The organism is Terriglobus sp., assembly GCF_965201105.1.
In the GTDB taxonomy this organism is placed as follows: domain Bacteria; phylum Acidobacteriota; class Terriglobia; order Terriglobales; family Acidobacteriaceae; genus Terriglobus.
The window spans coordinates 3284757-3306554 of record NZ_OZ241741.1 but is presented as its reverse complement, the minus strand read 5'-3'; the positions used below and the strand labels follow the sequence as shown (position 1 = coordinate 3306554).

General features: G+C 62.6%; 19 protein-coding genes. 11 read left to right on the top strand and 8 right to left on the bottom strand.

Annotated elements, in window-relative coordinates; all coding sequences use genetic code 11:
* Positions 1 to 51: 51 nt before the first annotated feature.
* Complete coding sequence (locus ACOFKT_RS14630; protein WP_419804720.1) at positions 52 to 750, bottom strand: MBL fold metallo-hydrolase; 699 nt, start codon at positions 748 to 750, stop codon at positions 52 to 54.
* Between the two features lie 155 nt (positions 751 to 905).
* On the opposite strand from ACOFKT_RS14630, the gene ACOFKT_RS14625 reads away from it, so the two are divergent.
* The gene (locus ACOFKT_RS14625) at positions 906 to 1634 is read left to right on the top strand and encodes an RNA methyltransferase (RefSeq protein WP_419804719.1); all 729 of its coding nucleotides are present in this window, start codon (positions 906 to 908) and stop codon (positions 1632 to 1634) included.
* A gap of 53 nt (positions 1635 to 1687) precedes the next feature.
* Positions 1688 to 4042, top strand: a complete 2355-nt coding sequence (locus ACOFKT_RS14620; RefSeq protein ID WP_419804718.1) for a DPP IV N-terminal domain-containing protein — start codon at positions 1688 to 1690, stop codon at positions 4040 to 4042.
* Between the two features lie 72 nt (positions 4043 to 4114).
* Here ACOFKT_RS14620 and ACOFKT_RS14615 read toward each other — a convergent pair whose 3' ends face one another.
* Positions 4115 to 4753 (bottom strand): hypothetical protein, encoded by a 639-nt coding sequence (locus ACOFKT_RS14615; RefSeq protein ID WP_419804717.1) that lies wholly within the window; start codon positions 4751 to 4753, stop codon positions 4115 to 4117.
* Between the two features lie 69 nt (positions 4754 to 4822).
* The gene (locus ACOFKT_RS14610) at positions 4823 to 5953 is read right to left on the bottom strand and encodes a DUF6351 family protein (protein WP_419807176.1); all 1131 of its coding nucleotides are present in this window, start codon (positions 5951 to 5953) and stop codon (positions 4823 to 4825) included.
* Positions 5954 to 6275: 322 nt separating this feature from the next.
* On the opposite strand from ACOFKT_RS14610, the gene ACOFKT_RS14605 reads away from it, so the two are divergent.
* The 4 genes from ACOFKT_RS14605 (at position 6276) to ACOFKT_RS14590 (ending at position 12671) form a co-directional block, all read left to right on the top strand.
* Complete coding sequence (locus ACOFKT_RS14605; RefSeq protein WP_419804716.1) at positions 6276 to 7865, top strand: TolC family protein; 1590 nt, start codon at positions 6276 to 6278, stop codon at positions 7863 to 7865.
* A gap of 3 nt (positions 7866 to 7868) precedes the next feature.
* Positions 7869 to 9407, top strand: a complete 1539-nt coding sequence (locus tag ACOFKT_RS14600; RefSeq protein ID WP_419804715.1) for an HlyD family efflux transporter periplasmic adaptor subunit — start codon at positions 7869 to 7871, stop codon at positions 9405 to 9407.
* Positions 9408 to 9437: 30 nt separating this feature from the next.
* Positions 9438 to 10997 (top strand): DHA2 family efflux MFS transporter permease subunit, encoded by a 1560-nt coding sequence (locus tag ACOFKT_RS14595; protein ID WP_419804714.1) that lies wholly within the window; start codon positions 9438 to 9440, stop codon positions 10995 to 10997.
* A 162-nt stretch (positions 10998 to 11159) separates the two neighbouring features.
* Positions 11160 to 12671, top strand: a complete 1512-nt coding sequence (locus ACOFKT_RS14590; protein WP_419804713.1) for an HD-GYP domain-containing protein — start codon at positions 11160 to 11162, stop codon at positions 12669 to 12671.
* Between the two features lie 269 nt (positions 12672 to 12940).
* Here ACOFKT_RS14590 and ACOFKT_RS14585 read toward each other — a convergent pair whose 3' ends face one another.
* Both ACOFKT_RS14585 and ACOFKT_RS14580 read right to left on the bottom strand, forming a co-directional pair.
* Entirely contained in the window at positions 12941 to 13726 is a 786-nt protein-coding gene (locus ACOFKT_RS14585; RefSeq protein WP_419804712.1) for an ABC transporter permease, read from the bottom strand.
* A 147-nt stretch (positions 13727 to 13873) separates the two neighbouring features.
* Positions 13874 to 14830, bottom strand: coding sequence for an ABC transporter ATP-binding protein (locus ACOFKT_RS14580; protein ID WP_419804711.1), 957 nt, complete (start codon positions 14828 to 14830; stop codon positions 13874 to 13876).
* 173 nt (positions 14831 to 15003) lie between these two features.
* Between ACOFKT_RS14580 and ACOFKT_RS14575 the strand changes: the two genes are divergently transcribed.
* The 4 genes from ACOFKT_RS14575 (at position 15004) to msrA (ending at position 17648) form a co-directional block, all read left to right on the top strand.
* Complete coding sequence (locus ACOFKT_RS14575; protein WP_419804710.1) at positions 15004 to 15981, top strand: CHAD domain-containing protein; 978 nt, start codon at positions 15004 to 15006, stop codon at positions 15979 to 15981.
* A gap of 87 nt (positions 15982 to 16068) precedes the next feature.
* A complete protein-coding gene (locus tag ACOFKT_RS14570) occupies positions 16069 to 16317 on the top strand; it encodes a hypothetical protein (RefSeq protein WP_419804709.1) in 249 nt (82 codons plus the stop codon).
* Positions 16314 to 16841 carry a cyclic pyranopterin monophosphate synthase MoaC gene (gene moaC / locus ACOFKT_RS14565; protein WP_419804708.1) on the top strand — a complete coding sequence of 176 codons (528 nt, stop codon included), beginning with the start codon at positions 16314 to 16316 and terminating at the stop codon, positions 16839 to 16841. The genes ACOFKT_RS14570 and moaC overlap by 4 nt, the downstream gene beginning before the upstream one ends.
* Before the next feature lie 102 nt (positions 16842 to 16943).
* A complete protein-coding gene (gene msrA / locus ACOFKT_RS14560; protein ID WP_419804707.1) occupies positions 16944 to 17648 on the top strand; it encodes a peptide-methionine (S)-S-oxide reductase MsrA in 705 nt (234 codons plus the stop codon).
* A gap of 80 nt (positions 17649 to 17728) precedes the next feature.
* Here msrA and ACOFKT_RS14555 read toward each other — a convergent pair whose 3' ends face one another.
* On the bottom strand, positions 17729 to 18286 hold the full coding sequence (locus tag ACOFKT_RS14555; RefSeq protein ID WP_419804706.1) for a ferritin-like domain-containing protein: 558 nt from the start codon (positions 18284 to 18286) through the stop codon (positions 17729 to 17731).
* A 75-nt stretch (positions 18287 to 18361) separates the two neighbouring features.
* Positions 18362 to 20341 (bottom strand): Fe-S protein assembly chaperone HscA, encoded by a 1980-nt coding sequence (hscA, locus tag ACOFKT_RS14550; RefSeq protein ID WP_419804705.1) that lies wholly within the window; start codon positions 20339 to 20341, stop codon positions 18362 to 18364.
* An 83-nt stretch (positions 20342 to 20424) separates the two neighbouring features.
* Between hscA and ACOFKT_RS14545 the strand changes: the two genes are divergently transcribed.
* Positions 20425 to 20955, top strand: a complete 531-nt coding sequence (locus ACOFKT_RS14545; RefSeq protein WP_419804704.1) for a hypothetical protein — start codon at positions 20425 to 20427, stop codon at positions 20953 to 20955.
* Here the strand turns inward: ACOFKT_RS14545 and ACOFKT_RS14540 are convergent.
* Positions 20952 to 21668 (bottom strand): DNA-3-methyladenine glycosylase family protein, encoded by a 717-nt coding sequence (locus ACOFKT_RS14540; protein WP_419804703.1) that lies wholly within the window; start codon positions 21666 to 21668, stop codon positions 20952 to 20954. The genes ACOFKT_RS14545 and ACOFKT_RS14540 overlap by 4 nt on opposite strands.
* Positions 21669 to 21798: the final 130 nt, after the last annotated feature.

The window sequence follows — 21798 nt, the reverse complement described above, 5'->3', positions numbered from 1 at the left end:
GGGGTGAGGTAGGCACATGGTAAACCTCGCAAGGCAGAGCTGGTGAAGCGGTCAGACCAGGCGCTCGCGCGCGAGGGCTGCCTGCAGCGCCGCCGCGCCGTTTGGAATTGCCGGACCGTGCCCGGTGCAGATCATTTTCGGATCGTACTGCACTAGCTTTTTGGCCGATGCGTTGGCGAGAGGCTTGTCCCACGTGAAGAGCTTTGGCAACGGGAACCACCACGGCGCGTGGGTGGCAACGTTCAGCGTGCCGCCGATGCCGACCAGCGCATCGCCCGCGATCAGCGTACCGTCGCGCTCGTCCAGAAAGCTCATGTGCCCCGGAGTGTGGCCGGGCGTGTAGATGCAGCGGAGCGAGCCAAACAGCTCGCCTTCGGTCAGCGTGTGTGTGGGCCGGCTCTTTGCACCGGGGAACAGGAAGCCTTTCAGCGGATGCTGCGGCTCGTCCGCGCGCAGCGACAGATCTTTGTGAAGCAGCGGCGCCTCACGTTCGCTGATCGCGATGCTGACCTCGCCCAGGCTGGCGCGGAGCTTGTCGAGCGATCCGACGTGGTCGCCGTGCGCATGCGTCAGCAGGATGCGAGCGATCCTGCCCTGGCACTGCCGCGCCGCGGCGATCAGTTTGTCTGCGCTGCCGCTCAATGACGTGTCGATCAACGTAAAGTCATGGTCCTCGCGCATCAGGTACGCGTTGGAAAAGCCGAGAAACGTGACTTGCCACAGCGTCGGACTCAATTGGGTCAGCTTCATTCGGGTTCCCTCTCCAAGGCGGGTGCAGGAAATTCGACGCTGCCGGGGCGTTCGGCGTTCCTACCTGCTGCACCGTGGATGCCTGTGAACGGTCCCGCGGCTCATAAATCCAGCGAGGTGCGCCGGCCGCGCGGCGGCTTCGCTAGCATGAACAGGTGTCGACTGCTTCGCTTTCCGTCGTTCTGGTTCGTGCGCGCAACCCGCTGAACGTTGGCGCGGCGGCTCGCGCCATGAGCAATTTTGGCGTGAGCGACCTGCGTCTTGTGGGTGAGTATCTGCAGCCGCTCGAGGCCGCGCGGAGCGCCATTGACGCGGCGCCGGTGCTGGCAGCCGCGCAGACCTTTGGAAACGTGGCGGAGGCCGTCGCGGACTGCTCGCTGGTGTACGGCACCACCGCCCTTGGCGAGCGGGATCTGCAGCATCCGGTAGACCTGTTGCGTGACGCCGCGCCCCGTGTTCGGGCCGCGCAGGATCGCGTGGCGCTGCTGTTCGGCTCGGAGAAGACCGGCTTGTCGAACGATGAGCTCAGCTATTGCCATCGCTTGCTGACGATTCCCATGGCGCGCGGCGGCGTGTCGATGAACCTGGGCCAGGCTGTGGCCGTGTGCCTGTACGAACTGCACCGGGAAGCGCCTGCACAGCGCACGCTGCCGGAAGCGCCGGCGTCGGCGAAGGGTGAGGATCTCCAACGGTTCGAGTCGCTGTTACGCGAAACGCTGGCGGCCGCCGAGTACGACCGGCGCTTCCCCGGCAACATGGGTGCGAACGAGATGCGTGAGCTGGTGCGGCGGCTCGCGCTCACCTCCGCGGACACCACGGTCTGGATGGGCATGCTGCGCCAGGTCTTGTGGAAGCTGCGGCAGCCGTCGCGCTCGCGAGAGTGAGAATGCAGCGGGAGCCTGCGTTACCATCGAAGCTCCAGAGGAAACCACAACTGATGCTGTCGTCCCGCCTCGCCCGTCTTGTGTGCAGCGTTGCTGCGTCTGCCGTTGTTGCTGCCGCTGCCGCGCAAGCGCAAACTGGCCGCGTCTACACCGATGCCGCTTACACCCGCGCCGCCAACCAGCTCGCGTCCGCAACGATGCCGCTGGTGGACCACGTGGTGCGCAGCGCGCAGTTTCTGGACCACGACCGCTTCTGGTATGTGGAAAGCACCGCCGGGCTCAACACCGTAATGCTGGGCGACGCAGCGAAAGGCACGAAGCGGGAAGCATTTGACGCGGCACGCATGGCGACGGCATTGCAGGCTGCCGGCCTGAAAGTGCAGCCCGGCAAATACGTTCCGGACGCGTTCAACATTTCTGACGACGACCGGACCGCGCGCATCAGCGTGCAAGAACGTAGCTTCAAGTGCGACCTGACCACCTACACCTGCACCGCGGAGCTGCCCGCATCGACAGGCCTGACGCGCGGCGGCCGGCGTAGCGCGCCCACGGCGGTACTGTCGCCCGATGGCAAGCGCGCCGCCTTTGTCCGCGACTGGAACCTGTGGGTGCGCGATACCGCGACCAACGCCGAAACGCAGCTGACCACCGACGGCGTAAAGGACTTCGGCTACGCCACCGACAACGCGGGCTGGACGCACTCCGACCGCGCCGTGGTGCTGTGGTCACCCGATTCAAAGAAGATCGCGACGTTTCAGCAGGACCAGCGGCAGACCGGCGAGATGTACACCGTTACGACCAACGTAGGTCACCCGCACCTGGATGCGTGGAAGTATCCGCTGGTTGGTGACGAGCACGTGACAATGATTGAGCGCGTGATCATCGACGCGAACACGCACAAGACCACACGGCTGCAAATGCCGCCCGACCAGCACCGGTCCACGCTGTGCGACGACGTGAGTTGCCACGGCGGATGGGACGACGTGCAGTGGTCGACAGACGCGAAGACGCTGGCGTTCGTGTCGACCTCGCGCGATCACAAAGACGAGACGGTACGCATTGCCGATGTGGCGACGGGCAAGGTGCGCGACGTGTTTCATGAGCACGCGGACACTTTTTTTGAAAGCGGCTATCACGCGGTGAACTGGCGTTATCTTTCAGACCGCAACGAGCTTTTGTGGTTTTCGCAGCGCGAGAACTGGGGCAACTTGTACCTGTATGACTCCACGACCGGCAAGCTGAAGCACCGCGTTACGCACGGCGAGTGGAACGTAAACGATATCCTCTCTGTCGACGAGAAGACCGGCGACATGCTGATCCTCGGCATGGGCCGTGAACCCGGCGAGGACCCGTACTACCGCAAGGTATACAGCACAAATTTGGACGGCAAGAACCTGAAGCTGCTTTCGCCCGAGGACGCCGATCACCAGGCGACCGTATCCAGTGACGGCAAGTACATCGTCGACCGCTACTCCACGCCCCATTCGGCGCCGATCGCCGTGCTGCGCGACCGGGACGGCAAGGTGATTGAGGAACTGGCGCACGGTGACCTGTCCCGCCTGCAAGCCGCGGGATGGATCGCGCCCGAGACATTTCACGTAACGGCGCACGATGGCAAGACGCAGGTTTACGGTCTGCTCTTCAAGCCCGTGAATCTGGACCCGTCACAGAAGTACCCGATCATCAACTACATCTACCCGGGGCCGCAGGGCGGATCGTTCGGGCCGCACTCGTTCGCGCCTTCGCGCGGTGACAGCAACGCGCTCGCGCAGCTTGGCTTCGCCGTCGTCGAGATTGAGGGCATGGGCAATCCCGGCCGATCGAAGAGCTTTCACGACACATACCTGAACGACATCGGCATCAACGCCATTCCCGATCAGATCAGCGGTATGAAGGAGCTGGCGACGCGCTACCCATGGATCGACATGGACCGCACCGGCATGTGGGGGCACTCGGGCGGCGGCAATGCCACGGCGGCGACCATGTTCCGCTTTCCCGGATTCATCAAGGTCGGCATCGCGGAAAGCGGCAACCATGAAAACCGCAATTATGAGGACGATTGGGATGAGAAGTGGGTCGGCCTGCTCCACAAAAACGCTGACGGCACGACTAACTACGACGTGCAGGCAAACGCGCAATATGCGAAGAACCTGACGGGCAAGTTGATGCTGGCGCACGGCCTGATGGACGACAACGTTCCAGTGAGCAACACGATGCTGGTGGTGGACGCGCTGGAGAAGGCGAACAAGGATTACGACCTGGTCATCTTTCCGAACGCACACCACGGCTATGCGGAGATGAGCTACTACATGATGCGCCGCCGCTGGGATTACTTTGTAACAAACCTGATGAAGGCCACGCCTCCGCACGAATTCAAGATGCCGATGCCGGCCGCACCGGGGCAATGAACATTTGACTCGCCACCATAAGAGAAGGCCGGCCAACTGCCCGGCCTTCTCTCCTGGTCTTGCTTGGATCTGTTACTGCACGATGCTGCCGTCGGCCGCTGTTTTCGGGCTGCTGCTGGAACCTGTGTTCTGCACCTGCCACCCGTTGTTGGTCAGCACCAGCGTGTCCTGTGCGTTGCTGGTGCCGGCCAGCCTGGTCCTGACGCCGGGGTAGGCATTTTGCACCACGGCGGCGCGGGCCCAGTCGGCCACGTTGCCGATGGTGTAGGTGTAATTGACGGTCGAACTCACGCCGGGCTGTGTGCTGCCAACGGGGGTGTGGCTGACGATGTTTTCGATCTCGCGCTTGCCGTAGCAGAAGTTGCCGTAACCGGGCTGATTCGGGTTGGCGCGCCACGTGCCGCGGCCCTTGTCCGTCAGGTCATAGTTGGTCACGGACTTGTTCAGCACCAGCAGCTTCGTCTTTTCCGCCGTAGTGCGCGCCAGCAGACCCTGTTGTACCAGCGCGTCATAGGGTGCGGTCGCGCTCTCGTCCTTTGTGTCTTCCTGCACGGGAAACTTCTTGTCCGCGTCGAACAGGCACTCCGGATGCGCGTCGTAGTAGTTGTTGATCGCGGTTTTCAGATTGCCGCTATCGTCTTTCTTCTTGTTGCATCCGGTTGCCAGTGCGGCAGTCACAGCGACCACAGTGAGCGTTCTTGCAATGCGCATCGTTTCATCCTCCGTGGGCATGCTGCCCCATGAACCATGGACTTAGATGCAAGCAAGCCGAAAACATGATCATTTCAGAAGGCCGGATTGCGGCGCCACGCCCGTGTGCACCCAACGCAGCAATTCATCAAACGCGCGGCCCACTTCATCTCCTGAGAAGGTGCAGTGGCCTTCGCGATTTACATACTGCTGCACTAAATTTTGTGAGTAGCCCGCCTCTGCTACCTCTGCGTCGTACAGCGACAGTGTGGTCGCGGGGATCAGCGGATCATAGATGGTGTGCACGGCAAGCATGGGGCGGGTGAGCCGTCCTGAAGGCGAGTAGTGCGACAAGAGATAAGCGCGGGCTTTGAAGTCTGCCGCGTAGCGCCGCACGCCATCATTCAGCGCGTAATCTGTTTTGGAATCCGTGCTGGTGCCGGTGTACAGATAGTTGCGGTTGTCAAACGGGTTGCCGCCCGCCTTGCGCTGCAAGTCGCCGACGACATAGGTGTAATAGCCGACCGCGCGGGCCACCTCGATATCCGAATGCAGGCCCGTCAGGTTGCGCATGGCACTTGCGCCTGCCGCGTTGGCCCGCATCGCGATCAACACACGTTGCCGCAACGCCTCGGATTCTTCGAAGTTCACCGGCACGGGAACCAGCGGCGGCATGATGCCGGGAAAATAATAGTCAAACGCCGCGCGCCATGCGAAGCGGCGGTTCAGGTGCACATAGCTGGGGCCGACCGCACCGCACAGGTCGAGCCCGCCGGTGTAGGTGTTCTTATTCAACTCCATGCTGACCATGACCAGCGCGCCACCCATGCTGCCACCTGCGGCGATGGTCTCCCGCGGCTGACCATACTTCTTCACAAAGTACTTGCGCAGAGTTTCCGTCTCTGGGTACGCGACCTGCAGGGCCCAGCCGGTTTGTGAGTAGCCGCTTTGGATGACGGCATAGCCGCGCCGCAGCATGGGTTCCGCCTGCAAACCGATGGAGCCGTCCAGGCGGTAGCGGAACGGGCGCTCGGAGTAGCCGTGGTAGAAAACGACCAGACCGTGGTTCCAGTTGCTCGGCACGTCGATGCGATATTCAGCCCCGGTCAGCACGCCGACCTCCGTGATACCGGCCGGGGTTTGCAGCACTTCGGGCTCACTGGTGGGTGTGGGTGCAGCCTGCGCGCGCAGCATTACGGGCAGGCAAACACCTGCGAGCACGGTCAAGGTAATTGCGCATCGTTTCGACACGCGATGAAGCAATGGATGCATTCCGTTACAGGGTACGGGCAGAATACGCCGAGCATAAAACAAATCGCCTCGAGCCGTTCGTGCAGCAGTTCCGTGGCAAAACGACGCGTCCCATCGACGCGATTTCTGTAAACACGCTGGACCATTTCTGAAACTTCCTGCATCCAACCCTCCAGTTCAGAACAGCCTTCTTCGGCCCGTGTTGTGCGCCTGCCTTTGTTTCGCTTCCGCTGCGCCCGGCCAGTCATCAGCAGAACGTGCGCTTCCACCTGGCGCGCACAGGAGATTGTGTTTGAGGCAGTCGCGCCAAAACAGCAGCCGTCGTGTCGCCGCCTTCCAGCGGCGCTCGCTGTACGCGTTGGAGCCGCTGTGTGCCGTGCTCGTGGCCGGCATTGCCTTGCTTACGGCCAGTAGCCTGCACGCGCAGACGCCCGCGCAACAGGTCACCGGTCCCACGCGGCCGCAGGCTGTGCCGCTGTCTGGCCGCAGCACGCCCGACAATCCTGTCACGATCATGCAGCAAACAGCTCCCAACGGTGCCTCCGGCGATGTAAACACGCTGAACACGACTGTGACGGTGCAAGGGCCGTACGCGGGAAGCGTGCCGAACGGTCCGCTCGCGCCTGACACGCTTCCGCTGACGCTGGACGCCGCGCTGAAGATGGCGCTTCGGAACAACCTGGGGCGGCTGTCGCAGGATGCCGGCGTCCTGCAGGCCGAGGGGCAGCGCCTGTCCGCGCGCAGCGCACTGCTGCCGAACATTAACATCGGCGCGGCGGAGGTATTGTCCAAGACCAACCTGCGAACGGTCGGGCTGAAGACCAACATTATCCCCGCGGCCACAGTGTTCAACTATGACGACCTGCGCGGTGTGCTGCAGCAGACCGTGCTGGACCTGGTCAGCCTGCACCAGTTTCATGGCGCGACCGAGGTGCTGAAGAGCACGCAGTTTAACGCGCGCAACGCGCGTGACCTGATCGTGCTGGCCGTGGGCGGAAGCTACCTGCAGTTGACCGCAACGCGCGCCCGCCTTGCTGCCAGCCAGGCACAGGTGGAGTATGACAAAAGCGTTTTTAACCGCGCCCGCGATCAATACGATGCCGGGCTTGCCGCCAAGCTGGATGCAACGCGTGCCGAGGTGCAGCTTGAAACGGAAGAGCAGCGCAGCATCGCATTGCAGGCTGACGTGGAAACCCAAAGTCTGCGGCTGGCTCGGCTAATCGGCCTGCCCATCGGGCAAAAGTTCGTTGCGACGGATGTATACCCGTATCAGCCGCTTTCCGGTTACACGCTGGACACGGCCCTGGAACGCGCCATGCAGCACCGGCTGGACCTGATGGCGGCGGCCGCGAGCATCAAAGCCGCAGATGCCGCTGTCAAGGCCGCACACAGCGAATGGCTGCCCAACATCACGATCCATGCCGATGCCGGCGTGGCTGGCACCGCGCCCACGCAGACCGCGCTTGGCGTGTACTCGGTCGAAGGCATCGTCACCATTCCGGTCTATAACGGTGGCCGGATCCAGGGCGATGAGAAGCAGGCCCGCGCCGCGCAGACGCAGCGCCGAGCCGAGTACGAAGACACACGCGCCCAGGTCGATCAGGACGTGCGGGAGTCGTTCATTCAATTGAATGCCGCCGAAAGCCAGGTGCGCGTTGCCGGCCGGAACCAGGTGCTTGCGCACGAGTCGCTGACCCAGTCCGTTGACCGCTTTATCGCGGGAGTGACGGACACCGTGGAGATTGTGCAGGCGGAGCAGGCCGTGGTGCAGGCCGACGACGACCAGATCACTGCACTCTATGAACACAACCTGGCAAAGCTTTCGCTCGCGCGCGCCATGGGCGCGGCGGAAGAAACGTTGCCGCAACTGCTTCGGAAATAGCCCATGCCCGACGACTTCTTTTCTTCGCCTGAGCACTCCCTGCCGGCCCCGCCGGAAGAACACCTGCTGCCCGCGCCCAGTGCCGACCTGTCACCCGGTGCGGACCTGTCGCAACCGCGTGTCTCGCCGGGAGCGCCAGGTGGCGACGATCCCTCGCTTGTGGTGCGCATGCTCTATGACGAGCAGGCACGGTTGCGCGCAGAGCTGAACGATCTAAAAAAGAAGGGCGACCAGCAGGGCGGTGCCGAGGGTGGTCAAGGCGGTGGCGGCAAGCAGGGCGGTGGTCAGGAAGGCGGTAAGTCCGGCGGCGGCGATGCGGGTGGTGGCGACGACGCAGATGGCAAGAAGAAAAAGGTCGACATTGAAGACCAGCGCCGCAAGCGTGCCCGCTACACCTTCTTGGGTGTGCTCGTTTTGATTCCGCTGCTGGTCATCACGGCCCTGTTGCTGTGGTATTTGGCCGGGTACGAAAACACGGATGACGCCTTTGTCGACGGTCACACCGACCCCATCGCCACGCGAATCAATGGCACGGTTGCGAACGTCTACGTGGAAAACACCTATCGCGTGAAGAAAGGCCAGTTGCTGCTGGAGCTGGACCCACGCGACAACCAGGTTGCCAAGGAGCAGGCGAACGCCAACTATGATCAGGCGCAGGCAGCCGTGCGCGCACAGCAGCCTCAGGTTCCAGTCACCAACACCCAGCAGCGGGAGCAGGCAATCGAATCGGACCTGAATGTGGTTCGGGCCGAAGCTCAGTTGCGCCAGAATGAGGAACAGTACCTGTCCAACGTTGCCAACCTGCACGAGGCCGAGGCGAACCAGGCCAATGCCGACCGAGAGGAGCAGCGCTATCGCAAGCTGGTCGCCAAGGACGAGGTTTCCTACGAGCAATATGATCAGCGGTTAACGCAACGCGACGCGCAGGCGGCACAGGTCGCGTCTCGCCGCGAGCAGGCCAATGCCTCAAAGCGCGTGGTCACGCAGACCGAGGCTCAACTAAACCAGGCGCGTGCGCAGGCCAAGCGCGATCAGGAGAATCTGCCCAGGCAGGTGGAGATTCAACGGCAAACGCTGGCCCAGCGCATTGCCGCCGCGGCGAACAGCAAGGCGCAGGCTGATCAGGCAGAATTGAACCTGCAGTACACCCGGATCTACGCGCCTGAGGACGGCATTATCGGCGACAAGCAGGTGCAGGTCGCATCGCGCGTGACTGCCGGGCAAGAGATGTTCGCCCTTACGCAAACGAATGACATTTGGGTGACTGCGAACTTCAAGGAAACCCAGGTTCGCAAGATGCGCAAGGGGCAGAGTGTCAGGATCCGTGTGGACGCGCTGGGCGAGGATTTCGATGGCTACGTGGAAGACCTGCCCGGCGGCACTGGCGCCATCTATAGTCTGTTGCCGCCGGAGAACGCGACCGGCAACTACGTAAAAGTTGTGCAGCGCCTGCCGGTGCGCATTCGATTCAAGCCAGGCCAGCGCGACGCTGACCGCCTCGCACCCGGCATGAGTGTTGAGCCGAAGGTCCTGTTCCGGTAATGGCGCGGCTTACGACAGAGGAGAACTAGGATGCCGGGCGGCGGAGCGCAGAAGCCCGCGATCAACCCGTGGTTCGTCGCGGTTGCGGTGATGATCGCCACGTTTATGGAGGTGATGGATACATCCATCGCCTCGGTCGCAGTGCCGTATATCGCGGGCTCGACTGCATCGACTAACGACCAGGCGGAGTGGGTGCTCACCGTGTATCTGGTGGCCAACGCCGTGTTTCTGCCAGCCTCGGGATGGCTGAGCGAAAAGTTCGGCCGTAAGAATTACCTGATTGCATCCGTGGGGCTGTTTACCGCCGCATCGTTCCTGTGCGGCATTGCCCCCACGCTGCCGTTCATTCTGGTGGCCCGCGCCCTGCAGGGAATTGGCGGCGGCGCTCTGCAGCCGCTCGCCCAGGCCATCCTGATTGAGAGCTTTCCACCGCAGAAGCAGGGTCAGGCGCTCGGCCTGTATGCGCTCGGCGTGGTTGTGGCGCCGGTCATCGGCCCCGCGTTGGGCGGCTACCTGACCGATGCCGTCTCTTGGCGATGGGCTTTTTACATCAATGTGCCTATCGGCCTGCTCGCCATGTTTCTGCAGAGCCGCGCGCTGGAAGACCCGCCCTACATCAAAAACGCCAAGCCCGGAAAGCTCGACGGCATCGGTCTGGGTACGCTTGGGCTTTGGGTCGGCTGCCTTCAGTACATCCTTGACAAAGGTCAGGAAGACGACTGGTTCGGAGATACGAAGATTCGCATCGCGTTCGGCGTGATGATCGTCACCTTTATCCTCTTCGTCATTCGCGAGTTCACCACGGAGAAGCCGCTGGTCAACCTTCGTTCCTTGCGGGACCGCAACCTGGGACTGAGTTGTTTGCTCATCTTTATGCTCGGCATTGTGCTGTACGCCATCACCACGGTGCTGCCCGTCTTCTACCAGACACTGCTTGGTTATAGCGCCACCAAGTCCGGCCTGGTCGTCAGCCCGCGCGGCCTGGGGGCCATGGTCTCGGCCATCTTGGTTGGCGCCGTGGTCGCAAAGATAGATCCGCGATGGTTCGTCGCGCTGGGCTTCGCGATGCTTGGCGCCTCGGGCATGTGGCTGGCCGGCTTCACGCTGGACATCTCATTCTGGTCACTCTTCTTGCCGATCCTCGTCAGCGGTGCCGCCATCTCGATGTGCTTCGTTCCCCTGGGTCAACTTGCCCTGGGCACGCTGCCCAAAAACGAGGTCGGCAATGGCAGCGGCATCTTCAACTTCCTGCGCAATGTGGGCGGCAGCGTCGGCATCAGCTGGATGAACACCATCGCGCAGCGGCACCAGCAGACCTACCGCTTCAGCCTGCTGCACTCCTTCACGCCGGCGAACCCACTCTTTCAACGGGAACTCAACGCATACACGCAGATGATGGCCCAGCATGTGGGGCCACGGCTGGCAATGCTGCGGGCCTACGGACTGATCGACCGTGGTCTGAACAACCAGGCACAGATCGCAGCCTACGTCGATGACTTTCGCTACCTCGCGTTTGTCGCCTTCTGCTGCGCGCCACTGGCGTTCCTGCTGAAGCGGCCCAAACCGGGCGCTGCGCAGGCCGCCGGCTGATCTGACCAGCCCTCGCGTCAGCAATCCACTACCGGATTGCTTGCGCGTCGGCGCGGCTCGCCCCACGTTCACTCCTGCACTGCCCTTCCGAGTCACACGCCGCTAGCACTTCTGTGCAATGGGCATTACTGCCGAATCAGAGCAGTATGACTGTCGGGTCAAATGTCGCTTTCACAATGCACATTCAATCGTTCTGAGCAGGAGGCGTATGCCGCCGATGAATCGGACCGCGCGCTCAGCCTTCCTCAAATTCTGTCCGCGCTTTCGTTTGCTTTGGATCTGACGGAAGGCGCGATTCCGGGCCATGCCGTTCGCAGCACGCTGCTTGGCATCCGCATCGCACGCGCCATGGGACTCAGCCATGCCGAGCAGACCGCCCTGTATTACGCGCTCCAACTCAAAGACATCGGCTGCTCCAGCAACGCGGCCCGCATGAGCCAGATCTTTCAAGGTGACGACCGGGCCGCGAAGGCAATGGTCAAGGTTTCCGATTGGCAGGGTCTGTTCGATGCGCCATCGGGAGAAACCTGCTCCACTCGTCTTGAGACCCTGAGCGCCGGGCTGAAAGCGGTTCCCGCCAACATGCGCGCACTCTGGTCGACGGTTCGGCCCGGCGCCAGCGCCACTGAGAAGATACGGCTCATCCTGGACTTGAGCCGTAACACGGACGCGAACACGCGGGAACTGGTGCAACTGCGCTGTGATCGCGGCGCGGCGATCCTGAAGAAGCTCGACATGAGTGAGACCGCGTGCAGTTCGGTCCGGCACCTGGACGAACATTGGGACGGCAGCGGGTATCCAGACGGCCTGCGCGGACAGCAGATTCCAATCCTGGCCCGCATCATCGCCGTGGCGCAAAGCCTGGACGTCTTTGCCCTGGCGCTCGGCATGGCTGAATCGACTGCGGTGTTGAAACGCCGGAGCCGAACCTGGTTCGACCCGGAGGTGGTGACCGTCGCGGCCATGCTCGATGAGCTCGGGATGTTGTGGCACGGTTGTGAGCCCAACACTCAGCCGGAGTTCACGATGCAACAGGTAGTAACCGAGGCGCCAGACCTGCCGTCGAACCTGCACGCAGAGCAGATCGACACGATCTGCGAGGTCTTTGCGGACGTGGTGGACGCCAAGTCGCCGTTTACGTTCAGGCACTCGCTTGGCGTGGCCGAGGTGACCAAAGCCCTGGCAGAGGAGCTGCAGCTCGGGCCAGGGAAGAGTCAACTGCTTGCGCGCGCGGCGCTGCTGCACGATCTGGGCAAGCTGGGTGTATCGAACACGATCCTTGACAAGCCGGGCAAGCTCACCAGCGAAGAGATGCAGGTCATCTGGCAGCACCCGGCGCACGGACAGACGATCCTGGCCCGCGTCGCTGGATTCGAAAAGATCGCGCAACTCGCCGGGCAGCACCACGAGAAGCTGGATGGGAGCGGGTACCCGGCTCGCCTGACCGCGGACCAACTTTCGGTGGAAACACGGCTGCTGACCATTGCGGACTGTTTTGCCGCACTGATTGAATCCCGCCCTTATCGCGCGGACATGTCGGTGGACGCAGCCCTGAACATTCTCCGGAAGGATGTTGCCACCAAGATCGACGGAGAGATCTTTGAGTCGCTGGAGAACGTGGTACAGCGATGGACGAGCACCATGCCATCGATCTTCCGCTCGAATCACAACTGAATCCGCGAACGGTTCTGATGAGCCGTTCTTGTTGGCAGCCGCTTCCCGGTCCACGGGACATCATCTGCGCATCGTCCCGCCCGCACGGCTGCCAATTACCAGAAACGATCGATTTGTTGGCCGGGACGACTGGATTCGAACCAGCGAACTCACCCACCCCAAAGCACGAAGACAGCGCATGCAGCGGTGCGAAGCCGCGATGGCGACGCGCCTGCTCTCGTGCGGCAATTGCGCCGGGGATGGGGGTGTCCAGAGTGACTCTGCCGCGTTCAGGCCTTGGCGGCGTTGCGGCGGAACAGCACCACCGTTAATCCAAGCGCCACGATGGTGAACACTGCAAGCCACACCACGTGCTGCCACGGCTGCCATTTCGATCCGTAGCCGAGCGCCCAAAGCGCCAGCTGGCCCATGTGCCAGGTGGGCAGCGCAGGGGCGATGCTGCTGATCCAATCCGGCAGGCCATCCAGCGGGATCCACAGGCCGGACAGGAAGCTCATCGGCAGATAAATCAGGTTCACCACACCGGCGGCAGCGTTGGGCGGCACCACCATGCTGAGCAACAGGCCCATGGCGGCAAAGGGCAGTGTGCCGGCCAGTACCACCTCAATTAAGTGACGAAGCTGGTTCGCCGGCACCACCGCGTGGCCGAACTGGATGCCGCACGTCGTCAGAATCGCCAGGATGATTGCGCCAAAGGCAGCGGCGGTCAGCAGCTTGGCCAGCAGGTAGGCGGGCGCGGGCATGGGGCTGGCCTGCTTCAGCTCAAGCCAGCCCAGGGCGCGCTCGTTCGCCAGCGTCACACAAATGCTGAACAGGCAACAGCCCACCAGGCCGAAGATGCAGTAAGTACCAAGCAGGTATTTGGCGCGCCAATGCCCCTCGGGTGTGCTGTTGCCAACCACCACACCAAACAGCAGATAAAACATGACCGGGAAGCCGATAGTCGCCACGGAGAAGGCGCGGGCGCGCAGGAGGCGCAGGAACTCGTACCTGGCTTCCTTCAGGTATAGCGGCAGCTGCGGTGCGCGGGCGGCGGAAAGGGTCGCGGTGCTCATGATGATTGCTCCTGTAAAGTGCTAAAGTCCGGCGCAGAGAAGAGATGCAGGTTTTGGTGCAAGCACCGAGTCCGCTGCGCAGGACGGTGGAGCTGTCCTGCTCCGGTCGAAATGACAATATCTACCGCCGGTAGCTGTGTGGCTAAGCTACTTGTCCTGCGTAAGTGCAAGGAAGGCGTCTTCCAGGTTGGGGCTGGTCACTTCCAGCGAGTGCAGCGATTCATCCAGCGGCAGCAGCGCACGCAGAACGGGTTCGGCCTGCTTTACCGTCAGCGTCACCGCCGATCCGATGTACTCCACGTCGACCACGCCGGGCAGCGCGCGCAACTGCGCTTCCGGCACCGCCGTCACGCAGCGCACCTTGCGGCCGCTTACCTGTGCCTTAATTTCAACCGGCGTGCCTTCTGCGATCACTTTGCCGCGTGCGATTACGGCGATGCGGTGGGCAAGCGTGTCGGCTTCCTCCAGGTAGTGCGTGGTGAGCAGCACCGATTTGCCGCGCTCGCTCAATGCGCGTACCTGTGCCCAAAGCGCGTGGCGCGTTTCAATGTCCATGCCGAGCGTGGGCTCGTCCAGAAAAACCAGGTCGGGGTCGCCGCAGATGGCCAGGGCAAAGAGCAGCCGCTGCTTTTGTCCACCGCTCAGCTCCTTGAACTGCTTCTTCGCGATCTCCTGCAGACCGGCGATGCGGATGACTTCATCCTGCGGGAGCGGGTGCGGGTAGTAGCTGCGAAACAGGTCCAGATATTCGCTGGAGGACAGCGTCTCCGGCACGCGGCTCACCTGCAGCATGGCGCCAATGCGCTCGCGCGTGCGCACCTGAAGCGGGCTGCCGCCAAAGACGGTTGCGGTGCCCTCCGTAGGCCGCAGCAAGCCGAGCAGCAGCTTGATTGCGGTTGTTTTGCCGGCGCCGTTGGGGCCCAACAGCGCCAGCACTTCGCCGGGATGCACGGTCAGTGAGAAATCCTGCAGCGCGGTGTGCGCGGTGGCGCCCGAGCCATAACGGTGCGTCACCGCGGTCAGCTGCGCGGGAGCGGCGCCATTGGCAGCGGAGCTCGCGCGAGAAGCTACAGTGGACGGCATGGAAAGCGTGCTGGTTGACATAACGGGCTGTCCTTTTCTGAGGCATTCGCGGGCGTGTTGGCCACGATCACCGACACAGTCAGAGTAAGCGCCCGGTAATGCAGCGCCACAGGGCATCTCTCACCGTTCCGGTGTGACACCTGTCATCCGCAGGTTGGGCATGAGCAGTAATGCGGCCCGGCAACGAGCTGGCCATGCCGAAGAGACGCCTGTGGCGCGCGTGCATCTATACCCTTGTGAGTTCGTCCCGGCATATTCTGGCGAGCAGCCTGCTCGACAACCAGATCCAGACCCTTGAGAGTGCCATGCTCGTCGCGCAGACTAGTGCGGACAAGAGCCCCGTGCACCGGCTGCGCACCAGCACGCGCCGCATGGAGGCGCAGCTTGTGCTTGTCAGCCTGCTGCCGGCCATGCCTGAGCATACGGACCAGGCAAACGAGGTGCAACGGCTTTTGCGCCGGGTACGCCGCGCTGCGGCGACCGTTCGCGACATGGACGTGCAGATCGACATGATCGAAGCCGACATGCCGGACAGTGCCGCGGTGCACACGGGAACACACGGCGACCAGGTGCGCAAGGAAGCACAAAAGCTGCTGAAGAAGCTGCACAAGAAGCGCAGCCGCGAAACCACCGAGCTCACCGGGACCCTGAAGACGGAGAGCAAAGATCTGGCCGAAGCCATGCGCGCATTGCAGAGCGTCATCCAGGGCGCGCCGACTGGCAGGCCACACACGTTTAGCGCGCTGGAACTAAGCGAGCAGGTTCAAAACTGGTTTGCCGCACGCGCCCGCGTGGTGCTGCATGCGGACAGGCACCCTGACCGCGCCCACGCACTGCAGCGGCTGCAACATCTGGACGAGACCACGCTGCACGACCTGCGCAAGATCGCCAAGCAATGCCGCTACATGGCCGAGAGTCTGCCGGAAGGATCGCCGGAAGCCAGGAAGTTGGCACAACGGTTTGAATACCTGCAGGAATCCGGCGGCACCTGGCACGACTGGCTGACTCTGGAGTGCACGGCCGCACGCGTTCTGGGCAAGAAGTCTCCCATCGCCGAGCGCTACCGCAACCACCGCAACGCCGCGCTGGCGGAGTTCCACCTGCAGTTAGCGTTGGAGTTCACCACCGGCAAGCACGGCCTGCGCACGGCCAAGCACCCATATCGCGCCTAGTTCAGCAACGCAAACGGACGTATTCGCCGATCACCAGGCGCGTTCCTTGGGTCGAAGTTTCGCCCGCGCTGCGGTAGCCTGTGCACTGTGGCAGCAGAAGGCGGCAACACCTCAGCAGACGAACAGGTGCGCACCGTGATGCGGCGCGCCACCGTAGGCCGCACCCTGGCTGCCTTTGCCGTGTTTGCGCCTGTCCTGGTGATTCTGGGCGGGTTCGTGCTATCGCGGGGCAGCATATACAACCATGCCTTTTCGGGGCCGAAGTGGCCCTGGATTGTCGCCGATATCGCACTGCTGCTTACTGGCATGCGCCTGATGCGTGGGGAGGACCTGTGAGCAAAAGATCTGCGGGCCAAAGCGGGCCGGCGAACGGACTAAGTCACTACAACGCCGCGGGCGAGGCGCACATGGTGGACGTGAGCGCAAAATCCGCGACGCGCCGCGAAGCGGTCGCTGAGGCATTTGTCGAACTGAACGCAAACGTGCTCGCCGCGTTGCCGCAGAACCCGAAGGGCAATCCGCTGGAGGTGGCTCGCTTTGCCGGCATTATGGCCGCGAAGAAGACCTCGGAACTCATCCCCATGTGCCACCCGTTGCCACTTAGCTTCATCGATGTGGAAGCAGCGATCGTGCAACCGGCGGCGCTGCTCGGCACCGGCGGCGGTGTCCGCATTCGCGCCACGGCGGCAACCGTGGCCGGCACCGGCGTGGAGATGGAAGCGATGACCGCCGCCAGCGTTGCCGCGCTGACCGTGTATGACATGACCAAAGCGCTGGACAAAGGCATTCGCATCCGCGAGGTTGTGCTGCTCAGCAAGAGTGGCGGCAAGAGCGGCGACTACCGCCGCGAACGCGACTGAAGTCCTCTGCGCAAGCGGCGTTCCGCCACATCAACAATCCACGCCGCAACTGGCCTGCCGGTTTGGCTTTGAATGCACCCGGACACGGCACCGACGAGTCCAATGGGCATGAACGCCGTACGCTCCGCCCTGCTTGCCTGTGCCGTGCTTCTGCCGATCAGCGGCTGCCACGCCGCACCGGTTGCCGGCGCCGCAAACTCCTCAACCGCGATCCGCAAGTTCCCACTGCCGCAGCACGACGCAAAGCTGGCCAAAGCGCCGCTGCAGACCGCGGTCTTTGCGGGCGGCTGCTTCTGGGGGACGCAGTCGGTCTTTGAGCGGGTCAAGGGCGTGACGAACACCGCGGCGGGCTACGCGGGCGGCTCGGCCGAAACCGCGACCTATGACCAGGTGACGACAGAAACCACCGGACACGCCGAGTCGGTGCAGGTCACCTACGATCCATCCGTGATCACTTACGGCGGTCTGCTGCGCATCTTCTTCTCCGTCGCGCATGACCCCACGCAACTGAACCGGCAGGGACCGGATGAGGGCACCAGCTACCGTTCCGCGATCTTCTTCGCAACGCCGCAGCAGCAGGAGCTTGCGAAGAGCTACATTGCGCAGTTGAACGCCGCACATCTTTTCTCCAGCCCGATCGTCACCGAAGTCACACCACTCAAGGGTTTCTACCGCGCCGAGGCGTACCACCAGGATTACGCGCTGCACAATCCCAACAACCCGTACATCGAGGTCTGCGACCGGCCGAAGATTGCGGCGCTCAGAGCCACATATCCCGATCTGTTCGTCGACTACAAAGGCCAGTAAAGAAGGGTCTGTGAAAGCGACACAGGCAAAACAAGGGCGAGCCGGTTGGCTCGCCTTTTCTTGCTTCCAGTAGTCGCTGCTTAGGCGTGCGCAAGTTCCTGACTCGCCTCGGCAGCCTGCCGGTTGATCTTGCTTTCCGCAAGTTCCGTGAACTTCTTGTCACCGTTCTTGCTGTCTTCCAGCGACTCATCGATCTCACGGACGGCGTCCTGTTTCCCGATCGTCTTCGCGTAGCTGTCAAGCGAGCCGTAGGATGCAACACGGAATAGTTGCTGCTGGTTCGCCGCCACAATCAGCGCCGCATCGCGCACGGGGCCGTTGTCGGTGTTCTTGATCATCTCTTCCACTTCGCGGATCATCGCCGCGACAATGTGGTTGTCATTGCGTTGGACCTGTTCGCCAATCTTGCCAAAAGCCTGCTCGACGCGCTTGGCATACTCCTGGCTCTTTGTCGCGGTCTTGCTGAAGAGTTCCTTCAGTTCCGGACTTGCCGACGCTTCCGCCCACTTGGGAGCAGCCTGGGCCAGCTTCTCCTCTGCGTCAAGCACATAAGTCATGGCGGTCGTCATCAACTGCTGCACGCTTTGAATCTTTTCCATCGCTTTCATCTCCATGCCGGCTGCGTTCGTTTGCGGCATACACGTGATGAGATGGCGATTGATCCTGCGCGCCGATCATGCCGTCACGTCAACATCCGTCATGGCGCGGAACGGCTATTCGCCCGGCTCGCTCTTTTTTGTGTCATCAATCTGCGCAGGTGCAAACGGGTGTGGCGCGCTTGGACCTGCGCCCAGCGATTCGCCCGCGGCGTTCATGGTCTGCCCGGTCAGCGCGGACGAGACTGCCGAATCCATCATTAGTTCCGCAAAGCGGCGGGTGTGCTTGTCAAGCGTGTCGATACCGCGGCGGATCAGCTTGTAATCGCCGCCCTTGACGCTCGCCTCCAACTCCAGCACCGACGCCTTGATCTCCTGGATTTCGTTGTAGCTGAGCTGCTGCCAGGCTGGGTGCTTCTCGCCCTTCTGCACAGCATCCAGAATGGTTTGCGCCTCGTTTTTGGCTTCAATCACCTGGCGTTCGGAAAGGTCGGTCTCGGCGTTGTCGAAGCTGTCCAGGATCATGGTCTCGACCTGTTCGTCCGTCAGGCCATAGCTGGGCTTTACTTCAATCTGCGATTCGGTGCCGCTGCGCTGTTCGCGCGCGCTTACCTGCAGAATGCCGTTGGCGTCGATCAGGAACTTGACCTCGATGCGCGGCAGTCCCGCCGTCATGGGCGGAATGCCCTTCAGGTCGAAGCGCGCCAGCGAGCGGCAATCTTTCGCAAGCTCGCGCTCGCCCTGCACCACGTGGATCGCCACGTTGGTCTGGCCATCCACGCCGGTGGTGAAGTGCTCGGTCGCGCTTGCGGGAATCGTGCTGTTCCGTTGAATTACTTTGGCCACCACGCCGCCCAGCGCCTCAATGCCAAGCGACAGCGGCGTCACGTCCAGCAGCAGCAGGTCACTCGTCGCGGCTGAGCCACCACCCAGGATATCGGCCTGCACCGCGGCCCCCAAGGCAACGACCTCGTCCGGATTCAGCTCCGTGTGCGGCTTCTTGCCGCGCGCGGGCAGCTCAAACACTTCGCTCACCAGCATTTGCACGGCAGGGATGCGGGTGGAGCCGCCGACAAGAACAACCTCGTCGATCTGCTCCGGAGCGATACCGGCATCCTTGATCGCCTGTTTGGCAGGGGCAGCGGTGCGCGCGATCACGGGTGCGATCAACTGCTCAAACTGCTCGCGCGTGATCTCGCGCTGGTAGCGGCGAGGCTCGCCATTCAGGTCGCGGCCAAAGTCGCTCAGGTCGACGTTTATCTTCGTTGCCTCAGCGGAAGAGAGCGCGATCTTTGCTTCGATCACGGCGTTGCGTACCTTCTGCACCAGTGCCGCCGGAATCTCGGCGTCGGTGTACCCGGGATAGAACTCGTTGCGGATCTCGTCGAGCGCGATACGCAGCAGCAGGTTGTCGATGTCGTCACCACCCAGGTGCGTGTCGCCATTGGTTGCGATGACCTCAAAGATGCCGTCGTGCAGCTTCAGAATCGAAACATCGAACGTGCCGCCGCCAAAGTCGTACACGGCGACCGTTCCTTCCTTGGCGCGATCCAGGCCGTACGCAAGCGCCGCCGCGGTCGGCTCGTTCACAAGGCGTAGAACCTCCAGGCCGGCAATACGGCCTGCGTCCTTGGTCGCCTGCCGCTGCGCGTCGTTGAAGTAGGCGGGCACGGTGATCACCGCCTTGGTCACCGCTGTGCCGAAGAATCGTTCGGCGTTGCGTTTTAGCTGCTGCAGCACCAGCGCGCTGATCTCGGGCGGCGTCAACGTGCGATCGCCGATCTGCAGCTTCAGGGGCGCGCCGGTCTCGTCCTGGTTGACCACGCGAAACGGAAAAAGCTGCAGCTCCTCGCGTATGTCCTCAATGCCGCGACCCATCAGGCGCTTCGCCGAATAAACGGCGTTGCCGGGCGTGCTTGTCAGCGTTGCGCGTGCAGCGTTGCCGACGCTCACCTGGCCATTTGCGATCGCCACGACCGAAGGCACGATCGGCGAACCGTCCTCACCAGGAATAACAGTCGGCTTGCCGTCTTGCAGATACGCTACAAGTGAGTTGGTGGTGCCCAGATCAATGCCGACGATGCGTTCGGAAGCCATGGACCTATTCTCCCACCCGCTTGTTTGCCCATGCGGCGTAGCACCAGGCATGCTGTGTATTGTCGCAAGCATAAGGAGGATGCATGATGCCTTCATCCAGTGTGGTTGCTGTGTACACGCTTCTGATTGCCACACCGTTGTATGGGCAGAGCAGTGGAAAACCAGCTGAGCTGCCGAAACATTTCGCCGGCAAGGCACAGAGTGCGAACCTTACAGCCGCGCGCACTGTCGCGCTTGCGGTCAGTGATCGCTCCCCGTCGGATCCAGACAAGCCGGAGGAACTGGCCCGTTTCAGGCGCAAGCTGGCGGCTGCCGCGCAGAAGACACCGTTGCGGGTCGTTTCACCGGACGCGCGGCCGGACCTGCTGCTGGAACTGGTCGACGCACCCCATGTTCGCTGGGGGATGTACCACTATCAGAATGACTTCTATGCCTTCCTGCTTCTGCGGGAACGCGCCACAGGACGATTGTTGTATTGCGGCTATCAGCGAGCTAAGTTCCTTCGAAGTGCAAGCAGCGGCATGCTTCAGGAGTTCGTGAACGCGACGCATGGCCGTGTAGTGGAGGTTGCTGTGCTGGACAGTTGCGCAGACATGGCCGGGCGTCCGCGCTAGCCGGGCTGTTTCGCCGCGGCGTCCGGCTTTGCCAGGTCGCAGGCGCGCCACATGTACCAGCTCGCCACGGAGCACCACGGGTGCCACTTCTTTGCGCGCTTCTGCATCTCGTCGGGCCTGGGCAGATCGCCAATTGCCACTTTGTCCTCCGGCTTGAGCTTGCCAAACGTCAGCGCAAAACCCTTCCGCACGCCGTAGTCGCTCACCGGCAGCACGTCCGGCCGCCCCAGGCGAAACATCAGAAACATCTCGACCGTCCAGCGTCCGATGCCGCGAACCTGTGTCAGGTGCTCAATGATGCTTTCGTCGTCCATGCGGCGGATGCGGGCGAGCGGCGGCACGGTGCCGTCCAGCGTCTTGGCCGCCAAATCGCGCAGCGCGAGCGTCTTATTGGCACTCAGCCCGGCACCGCGCAATTGCGGCGTGGGGCAGTCCAGCAGGTCCTGCGCTGACGGGTGCACGCCAACGCCGCAAACCCCCTGAAAGCTTTCCACCATGCGCGTGTGTATCGCGCGCGCCGCTTTGCCGTGCAGCTGCTGGAAGACGATGGACTCAGCGAGCGCCTCAAACGGCGACTGAAATCCGGAAATCCGCAGGGTAAACGGTCCGGTCCGTTGCATCAGCCGGCCCAGCTTTGGATCTGCGGCGGCCAGAGCGGCAACGGCTTCGTTTCCGTCGTAGAGCGGCTTGCGGTTGGCGGACGGGCGCGGCATGAGCTAAGTCTTGCATGGCGGCGCGACTATCGCCCGAAAGGAACTCGGACCAAATCAGACGCAATTTACAAGCGTTACCCGCGGCGGCAGATTGGAATGAGTAGAGCCTCATTTTCCCCCCGGAATAGTC